This is a genomic window from Pseudomonas cavernae (assembly GCF_003595175.1).
In the GTDB taxonomy this organism is placed as follows: domain Bacteria; phylum Pseudomonadota; class Gammaproteobacteria; order Pseudomonadales; family Pseudomonadaceae; genus Aquipseudomonas; species Aquipseudomonas cavernae.
Genome location: NZ_CP032419.1, coordinates 2,717,010 through 2,733,242, shown reverse-complemented (window position 1 = coordinate 2,733,242; position 16,233 = coordinate 2,717,010). Strand labels below are relative to the sequence as shown.

Sequence of the window (16,233 nt, the reverse complement as noted above, 5' to 3'; positions counted from 1 at the left end):
GGGCTGGGTTCCTTAATTCAGAATCAGAAGGGTGGCGAGCAGCAGCACGGCACCGCCGACGATGGAGGCCGCATACCAGCGCAGATTGCCGGTTTCGGTGCGGCTCATGGCGTAGTGCCCGCCCCGCGCCAGGCGCGGGAGCACGCCGATGCTGCGGTCGATCGGATCACGGCCGAGCAGGCGGCAGATCAGCAGGAAGGGCTTGACGAACAGCAGGTCGTAGAGCCAATCGAAACCCCAGGCGGCGAACCACCAGGCCGACAGGAAGCGCCCAGGCGCGCTATCGGCGATGGCGCGGACCAGGGTGCGCTTGCCGAGGAACAGCACTGCGGCGAGCAGGATGCCGGCGATGGCAATCGCCCCGGAGGCGATTTCCAGACTGTGCTTGGCCTCGCCGCCGGCATGACCGACGCTCTGCGGCAACACACCGGCCAGCGGCGGGGTGATCAGCGCGCCAACGAACGTCGACAGCACCAGCAGCACGGTTAGCGGCAGCCAGTGGGTGATGCCGTGGCCGGCGTGCGCCTCGGTCTTGGCCTCGCCGTGGAAGGCGATGAAGATCAGGCGGAAGGTGTACAGCGAAGTCATGAATGCCCCGAGCAGGCCGGCGTAGAGCAGGGTCTGATGGCCACTGGCGAAGGCTTCCCAGAGGATCTCATCCTTCGAGTAGAAACCTGCGGTGACCAGCGGCAGGGCCGCCAGCGCGGCGCCGCCGACGATGAAGCAGGCGTAGGCCAGCGGTAGTTTCTTCCACAGACCGCCCATCTTGAAGATGTTCTGCTCGTGGTGGCAGGCGACGATCACCGAGCCGGAGGCGAGGAACAGCAGGGCCTTGAAGAAGGCGTGGGTCATCAGATGGAAGATCGCGCCTTCCCAGGCGCCGACGCCGAGGGCGAGGAACATGTAGCCGATCTGGCTCATGGTCGAGTAAGCGAGGATGCGCTTGATGTCGGTCTGCACCAGGGCGGCGAAGCCGGCCAGTACCAGAGTCACGCCGCCGACGATACCGACCAGTTCGAGGACGTCCGGCGCCAGCAGGAACAGACCGTGAGTGCGGGCGATCAGGTAGACGCCGGCGGTGACCATGGTCGCCGCGTGGATCAGCGCCGAGACCGGGGTCGGACCGGCCATGGCGTCGGCCAGCCAGGTCTGCAGCGGCAACTGGGCGGACTTGCCGACCGCGCCGCCGAGCAGCATCAGGGCCGCCAGTTCGATCCAGAAGTCGCCGACCGCGAACTTCTGCGGTGCCAGCACCAGCAGTTCCTGAATGTTCAGGGTGCCGAGCTGGGCGAACAGGATGAACAGACCGATGGCCATGAACACGTCGCCGACGCGGGTGACGATGAATGCTTTGAGCGCCGCGTTGCCGTTGGGCACGTGCTGGTAGTAGTGACCGATCAGCAGGTAGCTGCACAGGCCCACGCCTTCCCAACCGAAGTAGAGGAACAGCAGGTTATCGCCGAGCACTAGGAACAGCATGCTGGCGATGAACAGGTTGGTGTAGGCGAAGAAGCGCGAGTAACCCTCTTCACCGCGCATGTACCAGGAGGCGAACAGGTGGATCAGGAAGCCGACGCCGGTGACCACGCCGAGCATGGTCAGCGACAGGCCGTCCAGGTGCAGGGTGAAGCTGGGTTTGAAGCCTTCAACCGCCATCCACTGCCAGAGCACCTGGGTGTACACGCCACCTTCCGGCGGGCTGGCGTTGAACTGCCACATGATCCAGGCGGCGATCAGGGCGGACAGACCGACCGAACCGACGCCGATCAGTGCCGAGAGGTTTTCAGACCAGCGGCCGCGGGAAAATGCCAGCAGCACGTAGCCCATCAGGGGGAACAAACAGGTCAGGAATAGAAGTTTCATCCGCGCATCTCGCTGGCAGCGTCGATATCGAGGGTGTGGAAGCGGCGATACAGCTGCAGCAGGATCGCCAGACCGATGCTGGCTTCCGCCGCGGCCAGGGTGATCACCAGGATGAACATCACTTGCCCATCCGGCTGCGCCCAGCGGCTACCGGCGACGACGAAGGCCAGGGCGGCGGCGTTCATCATGATTTCCAGGCTCATCAGCACGAACAGAATGTTGCGCCGCACCATCAGGCCGGCCAGGCCGAGGCAGAACAGCACACCGGCGACGGCCAGGCCGTGCTCCAGGGGAATCGAATTGATCATGATGGTTCCTTCGCCTCGTGACGGCCGAGGTGGAAAGCGGCGACCAGCGCCGCGAGCAGCAGCATGGAGGCCAGTTCGACGACCAGCAGGTAGGGACCGAACAGGCTGATGCCAACGGCTTTGGCGTCAACCGTGGCCAGGCCCAGAGAAGCACCGGTAGAGGCTTGGCCGAACAGCACATACAGCAACTCGACCAGCAACAGCAGCGCCAGCAGCGCCGGCCCAGCCCAGACACCAGGCTGCAGCCATTTACGTTCCTGCTCGGCAATGGCGGGGCCAAGGTTGAGCATCATCACCACGAAGACGAACAGCACCATGATGGCACCGGCGTAGACGATGATCTCCAGAGCGCCGGCGAAGGGTGCACCCAGGCTGAAGAAGCACATGGATACCGCCAACAGGGAGATGATCAGGTAGAGCAGGGCATGCACCGGGTTGCTGTTGGTGATCACCCGCAGCGTGGACACCACGGCGATGCCGGCAGCGAAATAGAAAGCGAATTCCATCTTTCGTCCTTAAGGCAGCAGGCTTTTCACGTTGATCGGTTCAGCCTCGTTCTGCGCGGCGCCTTTCGGCTTACCGGCGATGGCCATACCGGCAACGCGATAGAAGTTGTAATCCGGGTACTTGCCCGGGCCGGAAATCAGCAGGTCTTCCTTCTCATAGACCAGATCCTGACGCTTGAACTCGGCCATCTCGAAGTCCGGAGTCAACTGGATCGCGGTGGTCGGGCAGGCCTCTTCGCACAGGCCACAGAAGATGCAGCGCGAGAAGTTGATGCGGAAGAACTCGGGATACCAGCGGCCGTCCTCGGTTTCGGCTTTCTGCAGCGAGATGCAGCCGACCGGGCAAGCTACTGCGCAAAGGTTGCAAGCTACACAGCGCTCTTCGCCGTCGGGGTCGCGGGTCAGGACGATGCGGCCGCGGTAACGCGGCGCCAGGTACACCGGCTCTTCCGGGTATTGCAGGGTGTCGCGCTTGCGGAAGGCGTGGCCGAAGATCATCACCAGGCTGCGCAACTGGGTGAAGGTGCCATGCACGATATGCAGGATGTCTTTGATCATGGTGATTGTCCTTACTGGGCCGCGGCCAGCACGAGTGCGCCGGTCACCAGCAGGTTGAACAAGGTCAGCGGCAAGCAGAACTTCCAGCTGAAGTCCATCACCTGGTCATAGCGCGGGCGCGGAATCGAGGCGCGCAGCAGAATGAACAGCATGATGAAGAATGCGGTTTTCAGGGCGAACCAGATGAACGGAATCTGCGGCAGGATGCCGAACGGGCCATGCCAGCCGCCGAAGAACAGGGTCACCAGCAGTGCCGAGACGAATACGATGCCGATGTATTCGCCGACGAAGAACATGCCCCATTTCATCCCGGCGTATTCGATGTGGTAGCCGTCGGCCAGCTCCTGCTCCGCTTCCGGCTGGTCGAACGGGTGACGGTGAGTCACGGCGACGCCGGCGATGAAGAAGGTACAGAAACCGAGGAACTGCGGAATGATGAACCACAGGTGCTGGGCCTGATAGTCGACGATGTCGCGCATGTTGAACGAGCCAACTTGCGCCACCACGCCCATCAAGGCCAGACCCATGAACACTTCGTAGGATACCGTCTGCGCCGAGGCCCGCAGGGCGCCGAGCAGGGCGAACTTGTTGTTGCTCGACCAGCCGGCGAACATCACCGCATAGACCGACAGGCCAGCCATGGCGAGGAAGAACAGCAGGCCGATGTTCAGATCCGCCACGCCCCAGGTCGGGGTGATCGGGATGATCACGAAGGCGATCAGCAGGGCGCTCATGGCCACCACCGGCGCCAGGGTGAAGATCGGCTTGTCGGCGAACGGCGGCGTCCAGTCTTCCTTGAAGAACATCTTGATCATGTCCGCGGCGATCTGGAAGGCGCCGAACGGCCCCACCCGGTTTGGTCCATAACGATCCTGCCAGAGGCCCAGCAGGCGACGCTCCACCCAGCTGAGCAGCGCGCCGCAGATCACTACTGCGAGGAGGATCACGATCGACTTGAGGACGGCGACGATCACATCAACCACTTCGGGAGTCAGCCAGCTCATTGCGCGGCCTCCTGCAGACCAGTGACCGATTGACCGGCAACCAGCGGCGGGATGCCCGCCAGACCAACCGGCAGGGCGACCAGGCCAGCGGCCAGTTGCTCGTCGATACGCAGTGGCAGGCGCAAGGCCTGGTCGCCGACTTGCAAGCTGAGCAGCGTACCGGCGCTCACGCCCAGACGCTCGGCCTCGGATTTGGCCAGCGCGACATAGGATTGCGGGATGCGCTCTTGCACCGGGGCGGCGCGCGAAGAGTTTTCCTCGCTGCCGAACAGGTGATGCACAGGCACCGCTTGCCAGCTGCCGGCGGCCGGGTTGAACGGCGCCGGAATCGCGCTGAACCATTGCAGGCGATCGCCTTGCGCTTCGATCAGGCGCACGCCAGGGTCACCGGCGCGCAGATGGCCGCCGACTTCGTCCTGGAACTTGTTCCAGGCCTGCGGCGAGTTCCAACCTGGCGACCAGGCGAACGGGATCTGCTGACGGTCTTCCTTGCTGCCGGAGTAGCCTTCCATGGAGAAGGCGAACGCCGAATCCTGATCCTGCGGCTGACGCGGCTCGTGCACGCTGATGTTGGCGCGCATGGCGGTGCGGCCGCTGTAGCGCAGCGGTTCGCGCGCCATCTTCAGGCCCTTGATACGGAACGAGGCGGAAGGCGCGGCGTTGACGATGCCAGCGAGCTTGCCGTTGCCGGCAGCCACGGCTGCGGTGACCTGGTCCAGTTGCGTCCAGTCGACAGTCTTGCCTTGCAGGGTGCTGTGCAGCGCATGCAGCCAGCGCCAGCCTTCGCGCACCAGGATGTTGGCGTCGTAGTAGGACGGCTCGTAGACCTGGAAATAGCGCTGGGCACGGCCTTCCTGGCTGACCAGGGTACCGTCGCCTTCGGCAAAGCTGGCAGCCGGCAGCACCAGATGGGCACGCTCAACGGTCGCGGTCTGCTGGTGATCGGCAACGATCAGCACCTTGGCGGCATTCAACGCTGCGTCGACCACTGCGGCATCGGCGCGGCGGTACAGGTCATTCTCCAGCACCACCAAGGCGTCGGCCTGGCCATTGGTCAGGGCCAGCAGGCCGGCGTCCAGCGATTCGCCGCCGAACAGGGCGAGACCGAGGCTGTTGGCTTCCGGCACTACCAGGCTGATAGAGCCCTTTTTCTCTTGAGTCTTGAGGGCCTTGGCGATGTTCGCCGCGGCCTCGATCAGCGCCTTGCTGCCCAGCGAGGTGCCGGAGATGATCAGCGGGCGCTTGGCTGCGAGCAGCGCGGCGGCGATGCGCTGAGCCAGTTCGCTGGCTTCGGCATCCAGGCCGGTGACGGCCGGGGCGCTTGGGTCGATGGCATGGGCGACGGCGAAGCCGAGGCGGGCGAGGTCGTCCGGGGCGGCGTGCACGCACTCGGCGGCGACGTCGTCGAGCTTGGTGTCGGTCAGGCTGGCGATGAACAGCGGGTTCAGTTCGTGCTGGGCGATGGTCTTCACCGCCGCATCGAGCCAGGGCTGGATCTTCATGGCGGCGGCCATGTCCTCGCCCTTGCCCTTGACCGACTGGCGCAGCGCCAGGGCGATACGCGCGGCGGTCTGGGTCAGGTCTTCGCCGAGCACGAATACTGCGTCGTGATCCTCGATCTCGCGGATCGACGGGATCGGCAGCGGGCTGTCCTGCAGCACTTGCAGGACCAAGCGCAGATTATCCAACTCGGCGGCGCTGATGCCGTTGTAGTAGTTGCCCGCACCGACCAGTTCGCGCAGGGCGAAGTTGCCTTCCAGACTGGCGCGTGGCGAACCGATGCCGATCACGCGTTTGCCCTTGAGCAGTTCGGCGGCCTTGTCCAGCGCGGCGTCCAGGCCCAGTTGCTGCTGGCCGAAACGCGGCTGGCGGGGGCGATCCTCGCGATTCACATAGCCATAGCCGAAGCGGCCTCGGTCGCAGAGGAAGTAGTGGTTGACCGAGCCGTTGTAGCGGTTCTCGATGCGGCGGATCTCGCCATAGCGCTCGCCGGGGCTGATGTTGCAGCCGCTCGAGCAGCCTTGGCAGATGCTTGGGGCGAACTGCATGTCCCACTTGCGGTTGTAGCGCTCGGAGTGAGTCTTGTCGGTGAACACGCCGGTTGGGCAGACCTCGGTGAGGTTGCCGGAGAACTCGCTTTCCAGCACACCATCTTCGACACGGCCGAAGTAGACATTGTCGTGGGCACCGAAGACGCCGAGGTCGGTGCCGCCGGCGTAGTCCTTGTAGTAGCGCACGCAGCGGTAGCAGGCGATGCAGCGGTTCATCTCGTGGGAGATGAACGGGCCGAGTTCCTGGTTCTGATGGGTGCGTTTGCTGAAGCGATAGCGGCGCTCGTTGTGGCCGGTCATCACCGTCATGTCTTGCAGGTGGCAGTGCCCACCTTCCTCGCACACTGGGCAGTCGTGCGGGTGGTTGGTCATCAGCCATTCGACGACGCTGGCGCGGAACTGCTTCGCTTCCTCGTCGTCGATGGAGATCCAGGTGTTGTCGGTCGCGGGGGTCATGCAGGACATGACCAGGCGACCACGTTTGTCGTTCTCGTCGGTGTACTGCTTGACCGCGCACTGGCGACAGGCGCCGACGCTACCGAGCGCCGGGTGCCAGCAGAAGTAGGGGATGTCGAGGCCGAGCGAGAGACAAGCCTGGAGCAGGTTGTCCGCACCGTCGACTTCGAGCGCTTTGCCGTCTACGTGGATAGTGGCCATGGTTCAGGTTTCTTCGTTGGCCCGCTTGTGGCGGGCTTGGCTAATAGAATCACGGTGCAATCGGGGCCGGGTGTGGCCGCCGATCTGCAAACTGTTATGCGCTGACCACTTGGACCGGCGCCGCCGGTGCGTTCTGGCGGGCAACGCCTGCCTCGAACTCCGGACGGAAATATTTGATCGCGCTACCCAGCGGTTCCACGGCACCCGGTGCATGGGCACAGAAGGTCTTGCCGGGGCCGAGGAAGTTGACCAGCTGCAGCAGGGTGTCGATGTCTTCCTTGGTGCCCTGGCCGCGCTCGAGGGCGCGAAGCATCTTCACGCTCCACGGCAGGCCGTCACGGCACGGCGTGCAGAAACCGCAGGATTCGCGGGCAAAGAACTCTTCCATGTTGCGCAGCAGCGAGACCATGTTGACGCTCTCGTCGACCGCCATGGCCAGGCCGGTGCCCATACGGGTGCCGACCTTGGCGATACCGGCAGCGAACATCGGCGCGTCCAGGTGCTCAGGCAACAGGAAGCCGGTACCGGCGCCGCCGGGCTGCCAGCATTTCAGCTTGTAGCCATCGCGCATGCCGCCGGCGTAGTCCTCGAACAGCTCACGGGCCGGGATGCCGAACGGCAGCTCCCACACGCCGGGGTTCTTCACCTTGCCGGAGAAGCCCATCAGCTTGGTGCCCATGTCTTCGCTGCCCGGGCGGGCCAGGGTCTTATACCAGTCGACACCGTTGCCGACGATGGCCGGCACGTTGCACAGGGTCTCGACGTTGTTGACGCAGGTCGGCTTGCCCCAGACGCCGACGGCGGCGGGGAAGGGCGGCTTGGAGCGCGGGTTGGCGCGGCGGCCTTCCAGGGAGTTGATCAGCGCGGTTTCCTCGCCGCAGATGTAGCGGCCGGCGCCGGTGTGGACGAACAGCTCGAAGTCGAAGCCGCTGCCGAGGATGTTCTTGCCCAGTAGGCCGGCGGCCTTGGCTTCCTCGACGGCGCGGTTGAGGTTGCGCGCGGCATCCACATATTCGCCGCGCAGGAAGATGTAACCGCGGTAGGCCTTCAGCGCGCGGGCGCTGATCAGCATGCCTTCGATCAGCAGGTGTGGCAGCTGTTCCATCAGCAGGCGGTCTTTCCAGGTATTGGGCTCCATCTCGTCCGCGTTGCACAGCAGGTAGCGGATGTTGAGGGATTCGTCCTTGGGCATCAGGCCCCATTTCACCCCGGTGGGGAAGCCGGCGCCGCCACGGCCCTTGAGGCCGGAGTCTTTGACGACTTGGACGATATCGTCAGTGGCCATTTGCGCGAGGGCCTTGCGCGCAGCGCTGTAGCCATCTTTGGCCTGGTATTCGTCGAGCCAGACGGGCGCGCCATCGTCACGCAGACGCCAGGTCAGCGGATGGGTTTCCGGGTTGCGGGCGATCAGGTTGGCAGGGCCGAAGGAGGTCAGTTTCATGGGTAGGCCTCCAGCAGTTTGGCCACGCCGTCCGGCCCGATATTGCCGAAGGTGTCGTCGTCGATCATCAAGGCCGGGGCCTTGTCGCAATTGCCCAGGCAGCACACCGGCAGCAGGGTGAAACGGTCGTCGGCGGTGGTCTGGCCGAGGCCGATGCCCAGTTGTTGCTGGATCGCTCCGACCACCGATTCATGGCCGCCGATATAGCAGACCATGCTGTCGCAGACGCGGATGATGTGGCGGCCGACGGGCTGGCGGAAGATCTGGCTATAGAAGGTCGCCACGCCTTCGACGTCGCTGGCCGGAATGCCGAGGATCTCGCCGATCGCCGGGATGGCGCCATCCGGCACCCAGCCGCGGGCTTTCTGCACGATCTTCAAGGCTTCGATGGACGCGGCGCGCGAATCTTCGTAGTGATGCATCTCGTGCTCGATGGCCGAGCGCTCGCTGTCGCTGAGGGTAAAACGGTCGGTCTGGATTAACGTGCTCATGCTTAGCGGTCCACGTCGGCCATAACGAAATCGATACTGCCCAGATACGCAATCAGGTCAGCCACCATGCTGCCGCGGATCACCGCAGGGATCTGCTGCAGGTGCGGGAAGCTGGGGGTGCGGATCCGGGTACGGTAGCTCATGGTGCCGCCGTCGCTCGTCAGGTAGTAACTGTTGATGCCCTTGGTCGCCTCGATCATCTGGAAGGCTTCGTTGGCCGGCATGACCGGGCCCCAGGAAACTTGCAGGAAGTGGGTGATCAGGGTTTCGATGTGCTGCAACGTGCGCTCTTTTGGCGGCGGCGTGGTCAGCGGGTGGTCGGCCTTGTACGGGCCTTCCGGCATGTTCTTCAGGCACTGGTCGATGATGCGGATGCTCTGGCGCATCTCTTCAACACGGACGATGCAACGGTCATAAGCGTCGCCATTCACCGCCAGCGGGATTTCGAACTCGAAATTCTCGTAGCCGGAGTAAGGACGGGCCTTGCGCAGGTCGAAGTCAAGGCCGGTGGAGCGCAGGCCGGCACCGGTAACGCCCCATTCCAGCGCTTCCTTGGTGTTGTACTGCGCCACGCCGATGGTGCGGCCCTTGAGGATACTGTTCTTCAATGCGGCCTTTTCGTATTCGTCGAGGCGTTTGGGCAGCCATTCGACGAAGTCCTTGACCAGCTTCTCCCAGCCGCGCGGCAGATCATGGGCCACGCCGCCGATGCGGTACCAGGCCGGGTGCAGGCGGAAACCGGTGATGGCTTCGATCACCGTGTAGGCGCGCTGGCGGTCGGTGAAGGTGAAGAACACCGGCGTCATGGCGCCGACGTCCTGGATATAGGTGCCGAGGAACAGCAGGTGGCTGGTGATGCGGAAGAATTCGGCGAGCATCACGCGGATGACGTCGACCTTCTCCGGCACCTTGATTCCGGCGAGCTTCTCGACGGCCAGCACGTACGGCAGGTTGTTCATCACCCCGCCGAGATAGTCGATGCGGTCGGTATAAGGAATGAAGCTGTGCCAGGACTGTCGTTCGGCCATCTTCTCGGCGCCACGGTGGTGGTAGCCGACTTCCGGCACGCAGTCGACGATCTCTTCGCCGTCCAGCTGCAGGATGATGCGGAAGGCGCCGTGGGCGGACGGGTGGTTGGGACCGAGGTTGAGGAACATATAGTCCTCATTCTCGCCGTGGCGTTTCATGCCCCAATCTTCCGGCTTGAAGCGCGCGGCTTCTTCTTCCAGGTTCTGCTTGGCGACCGACAGGCTGAACGGGTCGAACTCCGTGGCGCGTGCCGGGTAGTCCTTGCGCAGCGGGTGACCTTCCCAAGTCGGCGGCATCATGATCCGCGACAGGTGCGGGTGGCCGGCGAAGGTGATGCCGAACATGTCCCAGACTTCGCGTTCGTACCAGTTGGCGTTCGGCCAGATGCCGGTCGAAGTCGGCAGGTTGAGGTCGCCTTCGGACAAGGCCACCTTGATCATCACATCGCTGTTTCGCTCGATCGACAGCAGGTGATAGAACACGCTGAAGTCAGCGCCCGGCAGACCGTGGCGCTTGGTGCGCAGACGCTCGTCGACTCCGTGCAGGTCGTAGAGCATCACGTAGGGCCTGGGCAGCTGACGTAGGAAGGTCAGCACTTCGATGAGTTTCTCGCGGGCAACCCAAAGTACCGGCATGCCGGTGCGGGTGGACTGGACGGTGAAGGTCTCAGCGCCAAAGCGGGAGTTCAGTTCAACGACGACGTCTTGGTCGTCAGCCTTGTAGGGCGGGATGTACAGAGCGCTGTCTGCAGTCATGGTCTCGGTCGCTTTCAGTCAACGTAAAGGGTGAGTAGGGCTTTCTTGTGGAAAGGCCGGGATCACACTTCGTCGGGGCTGCGCAGGTTGGTTACCTGGATACGCTGTTCACGGCGCTGTTCCCGTTGCGAGGGCATCTCGGCGCGATAGACGCCTTGATCACCGACAACCCAGGAAAGTGGGCGACGCTCCTGGCCGATCGATTCCTGCAGCAGCATCAGCGCTTGCAGGAATGCCTCGGGGCGCGGAGGGCAGCCGGGCACGTAAACGTCCACAGGGAGGAATTTGTCGACCCCCTGAACGACCGAGTAAATATCGTACATGCCGCCAGAATTGGCGCACGAACCCATGGAAATAACCCATTTGGGCTCGAGCATTTGCTCATAGAGGCGTTGGATGACCGGGGCCATCTTGATGAAGCAGGTGCCGGCAATCACCATGAAGTCGGCCTGGCGCGGCGATGCACGGATCACTTCGGCACCGAAGCGGGCGATGTCATGGGGTGCGGTGAAGGCGGTAGTCATCTCCACGTAGCAGCAGGACAGGCCGAAGTTGTACGGCCACAGGGAGTTCTTGCGTCCCCAGTTGACCGCGCCAGTCAGCACGTCCTGCAGTTTGCCCATGTAGATGTTGCGGTGGACTTGACCCTCGAGCGGATCGGCTACGGTCTCCCGTTCGCCGATCGGATACTGCTCGTTGGGAGCATCCGGGTCGATCCTGGTGAGTTTGTATTGCATCGCCAAAGCCTCATTGTTTTAGCTTCGCCTGCCGCTTGCGACGACCTTCGGGAGCCCAATCGAGCGCCCCGATGCGCCAAAGGTAGACAAGACCTGCCAACAGAATTGCTATGAAAACTGTAGCTTCGATGAAGCCGGCCCAGCCGCTTTCGCGAACCGACACCGACCAGGCGAAGAGAAAGAGGGCTTCAACGTCGAAGATCACGAACAGCATCGCGACCAGATAAAATTTGGCGGACAAGCGCAGGCGAGCACTACCGGTGGGCAGCATGCCGGACTCGAAGGGTTCGTTCTTACTCCGGCCCCAGGCTTTGCTGCCCAGCAGGCTGGAAACGCCGAGCATGAAGGCGCAGAGGCCGACGACACCCAGAAGGAAAATGGCAAAGCCCCAGTTGTGGGACACGGTGGCGATAGTTTCAGCAGTCATGCCGGGACTCCTTAGACAAGGGGCGGCGATACATAATAAAAGTGGAGTCGCTGGGGGCAGATGCTTAGCCAGCAATCGATTCCTCTAATTTTATGCGTGTCTGCCACGCTAAGTAAATTTTTCCTTATAAAAAATTAACTTAGCGTTCAGGTATGACAGTCCAGAATCGCGCAAAATCAGCGTCTTGCGGGCCTCCTCGAGGGTTTTGCGGCTTTAGTCGTATATCCATCGAACAGTTGCGATGAGTATGTCTGCATGCAGATAATAACTATTATCATTTAATTGCTTGTCGTCTTTCCTGATTTGATGCCCGCGCAACTATTGCGGTCAAGTCTGAGTCAATCCCGCTTGCTTTAATCGCGATTTGACCGATGTACTCCATCCAGTGCCCTTGTGCTGGCGAGGTCGCTATAGACCTGCGACTAGTGACGACTGTTTGGACAAGTTCGGGGGTTGGCAAGTGCCTTAGGCGGAGTTTGAAGCGCTTCTCTGTTGCTTCGCCGTGGCCCGAGAGTGAAGCCTGCGGGAAAATGACCGGCCATGGTTGGCCGGCCGAAGAGGGGCTGGTCGGTCTGGGCTCACAATATGTGGCGGCCATCCTCGCGAGTGATGATTACGGTAGATGAGCGTGGTCGCTTGCCTGGGCCGTCAGGCCAGGAGCTGAGCAGGTTGGTCGCGGTCGAGCCTTCGCCGGGGTGCTGGATGTTGACGAACAACGTGCGGAAATCTGGCGTGGCGGTGATGCCGGTGATCTCTGCGCCCAGCGGGCCAACGAGGAAGCGCTTGAGTTCACCACTGCGTGGATCGGCAACCAGCATATGGTTATTGCCGAATGGACCGTTGCTGAGTTGGCTCCCGCTCATGTCGGTCTGGATCCACAAGCGGCCATCTGGGTCGAACCACAAGCCGTCCGGGCTGGCGAGAGTGTTGTCGGCTGTCAGCGCTGTGCCATCCGGGCCGCGGCTGTCGGTTTGCGGTCCGGCAAGCAAGAACAGGTCCCAGTTGAAGCGGGTGCCAGTGTGGTCTCGACTCTGTTCGCGCCAGCGGATGATGTGCCCGTAGGCGTTGGCGATGCGTGGGTTGGCGGCATCCGCAAGGGTGCGGGCGGTGTTATTGGTGAGGGTGAAGTAGACCTCGCCGGTATCCGGATGCACTGCGCCCCATTCGGGGCGGTCCATCTTGGTGGCGCCGACCACATCGGCCGCCAGGCGGGTGTTAATCAGTACCTCGCCCTGGTCGGCAAAGGTGACTCTGGCCGTGAGGCAGGCTTTGAGGAAGCGTGGATTGGTGATGTCCAGTGCCAGCCACTCGCCGCTACCATCGGCGTTGAAGCGTGCGACATACAGGGTTCCCTCGTCGAGCAGGCGACCATGGCTGAAGCCTGGCCAATAGCGGTCGCGGCTGACGTATTTGTATAGGTACTCGTTCTGCGAATCGTCCCCGGAATAGCACACCAAGGGGCGTCCGGCTTTGGCCGGGGCGAAGATCAGTCCCTCATGGGCGAAGCGGCCAAGAGCTGTGCGCTTGATCGGTACCGACTCGGGGTTGAAGGGATCGATCTCGACGATCCAGCCAAAGTGATTGGGCTCGTTGCGGTAGTCGGCTGTGGCGCTGGCGCCTTTGCGGGTGGCGTCGAAGCGCTCGAACTCATCGCCAGGCAGCGTATTCCAGCCGAAGCGGCTGCTGCTGCGCAGGCCGTAGCGGCTCAGTTCGCGCGGCATATCGGCGTCGGCGCTGGCGAAGTAGCCGGCCCAGTTCTCCTCGCAGGTCAGATAGGTGCCCCAGGGGGTGTAGCCGTTCGAACAGTTGTTCTGCGTTCCGCGAGTAGCCTTGCCATCCGGGCTGTAGCGTGTCTGCAGCAGCTTGTGGCCACGGGCCGGACCACGGATCTGCATAGGCGTGGCGGCAGTAATGCGGCGGTTGCGCGGGCTCGGCACTACATCCCATTCGCCGCGCACGTTGCGGCGGATCTCGACCACGGATACGCCATGGGCGTTGATTTCCTTGCGCACCTCCTCGGCGTTGACGCGCTTGCCATTCACCACAGTCGGGCCGTTAGGGTGCAGCAGCGGCGCGTCAATGTACTCGTGGTTCAGCACTAGTAGGCCGTGATCGGATTGCCGGCCGAGGCCGCGCTGGGCATCGATAGGGAAGAAGTGCATGCCGTCGTGATGCATGCCGGTCTGCTCTGCCTGATCCTGGGCGCTGTTGCTGGCGTCATCGGCAAAGGCCGGGTAACGGCCGGTAATCGGTGTGCCCCAGGGAATGAAGGGTGTGGCCTTGTAGCCTGGCGGTACGCTAATGGTGTCCGCGCGGCTGGTCGGAATGGCGGTGAACGGCAGGCGATTGCGGCGCTTGAGTGGCTGACTGGCAACGGTTTGCTCGCCGGCCTCGGCAAGGCTCGGCAGGGTTGCGCCAAGAAAGGCCAGGCTGCCTAGTGCGGCGCTGCTCGCCAGGATCTGGCGGCGGGTGATACCCGCGACCAAGTCATTGAAGTGAGGATTGTTGGAATGATTGCTAGGGGCTTCGTCGCCGCTGCCAAACAGCCCGGCGTTGTCATTTTGCTCGTTCACAGCTGGTCTCCATGTGGGTGAATCACGGAGCCTTGACGCTAAAGCCTGAGCAAGACGAAAACATGACAACGCTTGGCCGGGGTGGCCAGGCGTGCTCAAACGCACATCTTTATGGATGTGCCCAAAAAACAAACCCCAGCATTTCTGCTGGGGTTTTTATCAACACACTCAACCTTGATCGTGGTCTCGGTTGAGTGAACCGGTTCTTAGCTGAACTGGTTCATGGTGTTGTCTTTGCCGCCGGCTTTCAGGGCCGCTTCACCAGCGAAGTACTCTTTGTGAGCGTCGCCGATGTCGGAACCGGACATGTTCTGGTGCTTAACGCAGGCGATACCTTGACGGATCTCCTGACGCTGAACGCCTTTCACGTAGGCCAGCATGCCCTGGTCTGCGAAGTACCCTTTGGCCAAGTTGTCGGTGGACAGCGCGGCGGTGTGGTAGGTCGGCAGAGTGATCAGGTGGTGGAAGATACCAGCCTGAGCGGAACCATCACGTTGGAAGGTACGGATCTTCTCGTCAGCAACCTGAGCCAGCTCGGTTTCGTCGTATTCGACGCTCATCAGCTTGGTGCGGTCGTAGGCGGAAACGTCTTTGCCTTCGGCAGCGAACGCATCGAACACTTGCTGGCGGAAGTTCAGGGTCCAGTTGAACGACGGGCTGTTGTTGTAAACCAGCTTGGCGTTCGGGATGGTTTTACGGATTTCGTTAACCATTTCTGCGATCTGGCCGACGTGTGGCTTCTCGGTTTCGATCCACAGCATGTCAGCGCCGTTCTGCAGCGAAGTGATGCTGTCCAGTACGCAGCGCGCTTCACCGGTGCCAGCACGGAACTGGAACAGGTTGGACGGCAGACGCTTAGGACGCAGCAGCTTGCCACCGCGGTTCAGTACCACGTCGCCGTTGTTCAGGTCGGCAGCGGAAACTTCTTCGCAATCCAGGAAGGAGTTGTACTGGTCGCCCAGGTCGCCCGGCTGGTTGGTAACAGCGATCTGCTTGGTCAGGCCAGCACCCAGGGAGTCGGTACGGGCAACGATCACGCCGTTGTCGATGCCCAGCTCGAGGAATGCGTAGCGAACAGCGTTGATCTTGGCCAGGAAGTCAGCGTGTGGCACGGTGACTTTGCCGTCTTGGTGGCCGCACTGCTTCTCGTCGGAAACCTGGTTTTCGATCTGGATGCAGCAAGCACCCGCTTCGATCATCTTCTTGGCCAGCAGGTAGGTGGCTTCCGGGTTACCGAAACCAGCGTCGATGTCGGCGATGATTGGCACTACGTGGGTTTCGTAGTTGTCGATCTGGTTCTGCAGGTTAGCAGCTTTGGCGTTGTCGCCAGCAGCGCGGGCAGCGTCCAGAGCGGTGAACAGCAGGTCCAGCTCACGGGCGTCAGCCTGGCGCAGGAAGGTGTACAGCTCTTCGATCAGGCCGGAAACCGAAGTTTTCTCGTGCATGGACTGATCCGGCAGCGGACCGAAATCCGAACGCAGAGCAGCAACCATCCAGCCCGACAGGTAGAGGTAGCGCTTGTTGGTGGTCTTCAGGTGCTTCTTGATCGAAATCAGCTTCTGCTGACCGATGAAACCATGCCAGCAGCCCAGCGACTGGGTGTAGACGGAGGAGTCAGCATCGTACTCGGCCATGTCTTTGCGCATGATGTCGGCAGTGTACTGAGCGATTTCCAGACCGGTTTTGAAGCGGTTCTGGGCGCGCATGCGGGCCACGGACTCAGGGTCAATAGCGCTCCAGCTGCTGCCGAACGTCTCTTTCAGCGCGGCAACGGCCTTGATGTCGTTTTGATAAGCTGACATGGTCAATCCTTCAAAGTGTGTGTTTGGTTGA

Annotated in this window: 13 protein-coding genes; all 13 read right to left on the bottom strand. The window is 62.3% G+C overall.

Going from position 1 to position 16,233, the window contains the following annotated elements:
* Nucleotides 1–12: 12 nt before the first annotated feature.
* Nucleotides 13–1,863 carry an NADH-quinone oxidoreductase subunit L gene (gene nuoL / locus D3880_RS12465; protein ID WP_119893742.1) on the bottom strand — a complete coding sequence of 617 codons (1,851 nt, stop codon included), beginning with the start codon at nt 1,861–1,863 and terminating at the stop codon, nt 13–15.
* The gene (gene nuoK / locus D3880_RS12460; RefSeq protein ID WP_119895732.1) at nt 1,860–2,168 is read right to left on the bottom strand and encodes an NADH-quinone oxidoreductase subunit NuoK; all 309 of its coding nucleotides are present in this window, start codon (nt 2,166–2,168) and stop codon (nt 1,860–1,862) included. Before nuoK ends, nuoL begins: the two co-directional genes overlap by 4 nt.
* Nucleotides 2,168–2,677, bottom strand: a complete 510-nt coding sequence (gene nuoJ, locus D3880_RS12455) for an NADH-quinone oxidoreductase subunit J (RefSeq protein WP_119893741.1) — start codon at nt 2,675–2,677, stop codon at nt 2,168–2,170. Before nuoJ ends, nuoK begins: the two co-directional genes overlap by 1 nt.
* A gap of 9 nt (nt 2,678–2,686) precedes the next feature.
* Nucleotides 2,687–3,235, bottom strand: coding sequence for an NADH-quinone oxidoreductase subunit NuoI (gene nuoI / locus D3880_RS12450; protein ID WP_119893740.1), 549 nt, complete (start codon nt 3,233–3,235; stop codon nt 2,687–2,689).
* 11 nt (nt 3,236–3,246) lie between these two features.
* On the bottom strand, nt 3,247–4,239 hold the full coding sequence (nuoH, locus tag D3880_RS12445) for an NADH-quinone oxidoreductase subunit NuoH (RefSeq protein ID WP_119893739.1): 993 nt from the start codon (nt 4,237–4,239) through the stop codon (nt 3,247–3,249).
* The gene (gene nuoG / locus D3880_RS12440; protein ID WP_119893738.1) at nt 4,236–6,947 is read right to left on the bottom strand and encodes an NADH-quinone oxidoreductase subunit NuoG; all 2,712 of its coding nucleotides are present in this window, start codon (nt 6,945–6,947) and stop codon (nt 4,236–4,238) included. The genes nuoH and nuoG overlap by 4 nt, the downstream gene beginning before the upstream one ends.
* Before the next feature lie 94 nt (nt 6,948–7,041).
* Nucleotides 7,042–8,388 carry an NADH-quinone oxidoreductase subunit NuoF gene (gene nuoF / locus D3880_RS12435; RefSeq protein WP_119893737.1) on the bottom strand — a complete coding sequence of 449 codons (1,347 nt, stop codon included), beginning with the start codon at nt 8,386–8,388 and terminating at the stop codon, nt 7,042–7,044.
* Nucleotides 8,385–8,879: an NADH-quinone oxidoreductase subunit NuoE gene (nuoE, locus tag D3880_RS12430; protein ID WP_119893736.1), complete on the bottom strand. Its 495-nt coding sequence runs from the start codon at nt 8,877–8,879 to the stop codon at nt 8,385–8,387. The genes nuoF and nuoE overlap by 4 nt, the downstream gene beginning before the upstream one ends.
* 2 nt (nt 8,880–8,881) lie before the next feature.
* Nucleotides 8,882–10,663, bottom strand: a complete 1,782-nt coding sequence (nuoC, locus tag D3880_RS12425) for an NADH-quinone oxidoreductase subunit C/D (RefSeq protein ID WP_119893735.1) — start codon at nt 10,661–10,663, stop codon at nt 8,882–8,884.
* Between the two features lie 62 nt (nt 10,664–10,725).
* Nucleotides 10,726–11,400 carry a NuoB/complex I 20 kDa subunit family protein gene (locus D3880_RS12420; protein ID WP_119893734.1) on the bottom strand — a complete coding sequence of 225 codons (675 nt, stop codon included), beginning with the start codon at nt 11,398–11,400 and terminating at the stop codon, nt 10,726–10,728.
* 10 nt (nt 11,401–11,410) lie between these two features.
* Nucleotides 11,411–11,827: an NADH-quinone oxidoreductase subunit A gene (locus tag D3880_RS12415; RefSeq protein WP_119893733.1), complete on the bottom strand. Its 417-nt coding sequence runs from the start codon at nt 11,825–11,827 to the stop codon at nt 11,411–11,413.
* 578 nt (nt 11,828–12,405) lie between these two features.
* Nucleotides 12,406–14,400, bottom strand: a complete 1,995-nt coding sequence (locus D3880_RS12410) for a PhoX family protein (protein WP_119893732.1) — start codon at nt 14,398–14,400, stop codon at nt 12,406–12,408.
* Between the two features lie 206 nt (nt 14,401–14,606).
* The gene (locus D3880_RS12405) at nt 14,607–16,202 is read right to left on the bottom strand and encodes an isocitrate lyase (RefSeq protein ID WP_119893731.1); all 1,596 of its coding nucleotides are present in this window, start codon (nt 16,200–16,202) and stop codon (nt 14,607–14,609) included.
* Nucleotides 16,203–16,233: the final 31 nt, after the last annotated feature.

Bases quoted from the DNA above. Each gene is read 5' to 3' on its own strand.
- nuoL (WP_119893742.1), bottom strand. From the start codon at position 1,863: ATGAAACTTCTATTCCTGACCTGTTTGTTCCCCCTGATGGGCTACGTG.
- nuoJ (WP_119893741.1), bottom strand. From the start codon at position 2,677: ATGGAATTCGCTTTCTATTTCGCTGCCGGCATCGCCGTGGTGTCCACG.
- nuoI (WP_119893740.1), bottom strand. From the start codon at position 3,235: ATGATCAAAGACATCCTGCATATCGTGCATGGCACCTTCACCCAGTTG.
- nuoH (WP_119893739.1), bottom strand. From the start codon at position 4,239: ATGAGCTGGCTGACTCCCGAAGTGGTTGATGTGATCGTCGCCGTCCTC.
- nuoG (WP_119893738.1), bottom strand. From the start codon at position 6,947: ATGGCCACTATCCACGTAGACGGCAAAGCGCTCGAAGTCGACGGTGCG.
- nuoF (WP_119893737.1), bottom strand. From the start codon at position 8,388: ATGAAACTGACCTCCTTCGGCCCTGCCAACCTGATCGCCCGCAACCCG.
- nuoE (WP_119893736.1), bottom strand. From the start codon at position 8,879: ATGAGCACGTTAATCCAGACCGACCGTTTTACCCTCAGCGACAGCGAG.
- nuoC (WP_119893735.1), bottom strand. From the start codon at position 10,663: ATGACTGCAGACAGCGCTCTGTACATCCCGCCCTACAAGGCTGACGAC.
- D3880_RS12420 (WP_119893734.1), bottom strand. From the start codon at position 11,400: ATGCAATACAAACTCACCAGGATCGACCCGGATGCTCCCAACGAGCAG.
- D3880_RS12415 (WP_119893733.1), bottom strand. From the start codon at position 11,827: ATGACTGCTGAAACTATCGCCACCGTGTCCCACAACTGGGGCTTTGCC.
- D3880_RS12405 (WP_119893731.1), bottom strand. From the start codon at position 16,202: ATGTCAGCTTATCAAAACGACATCAAGGCCGTTGCCGCGCTGAAAGAG.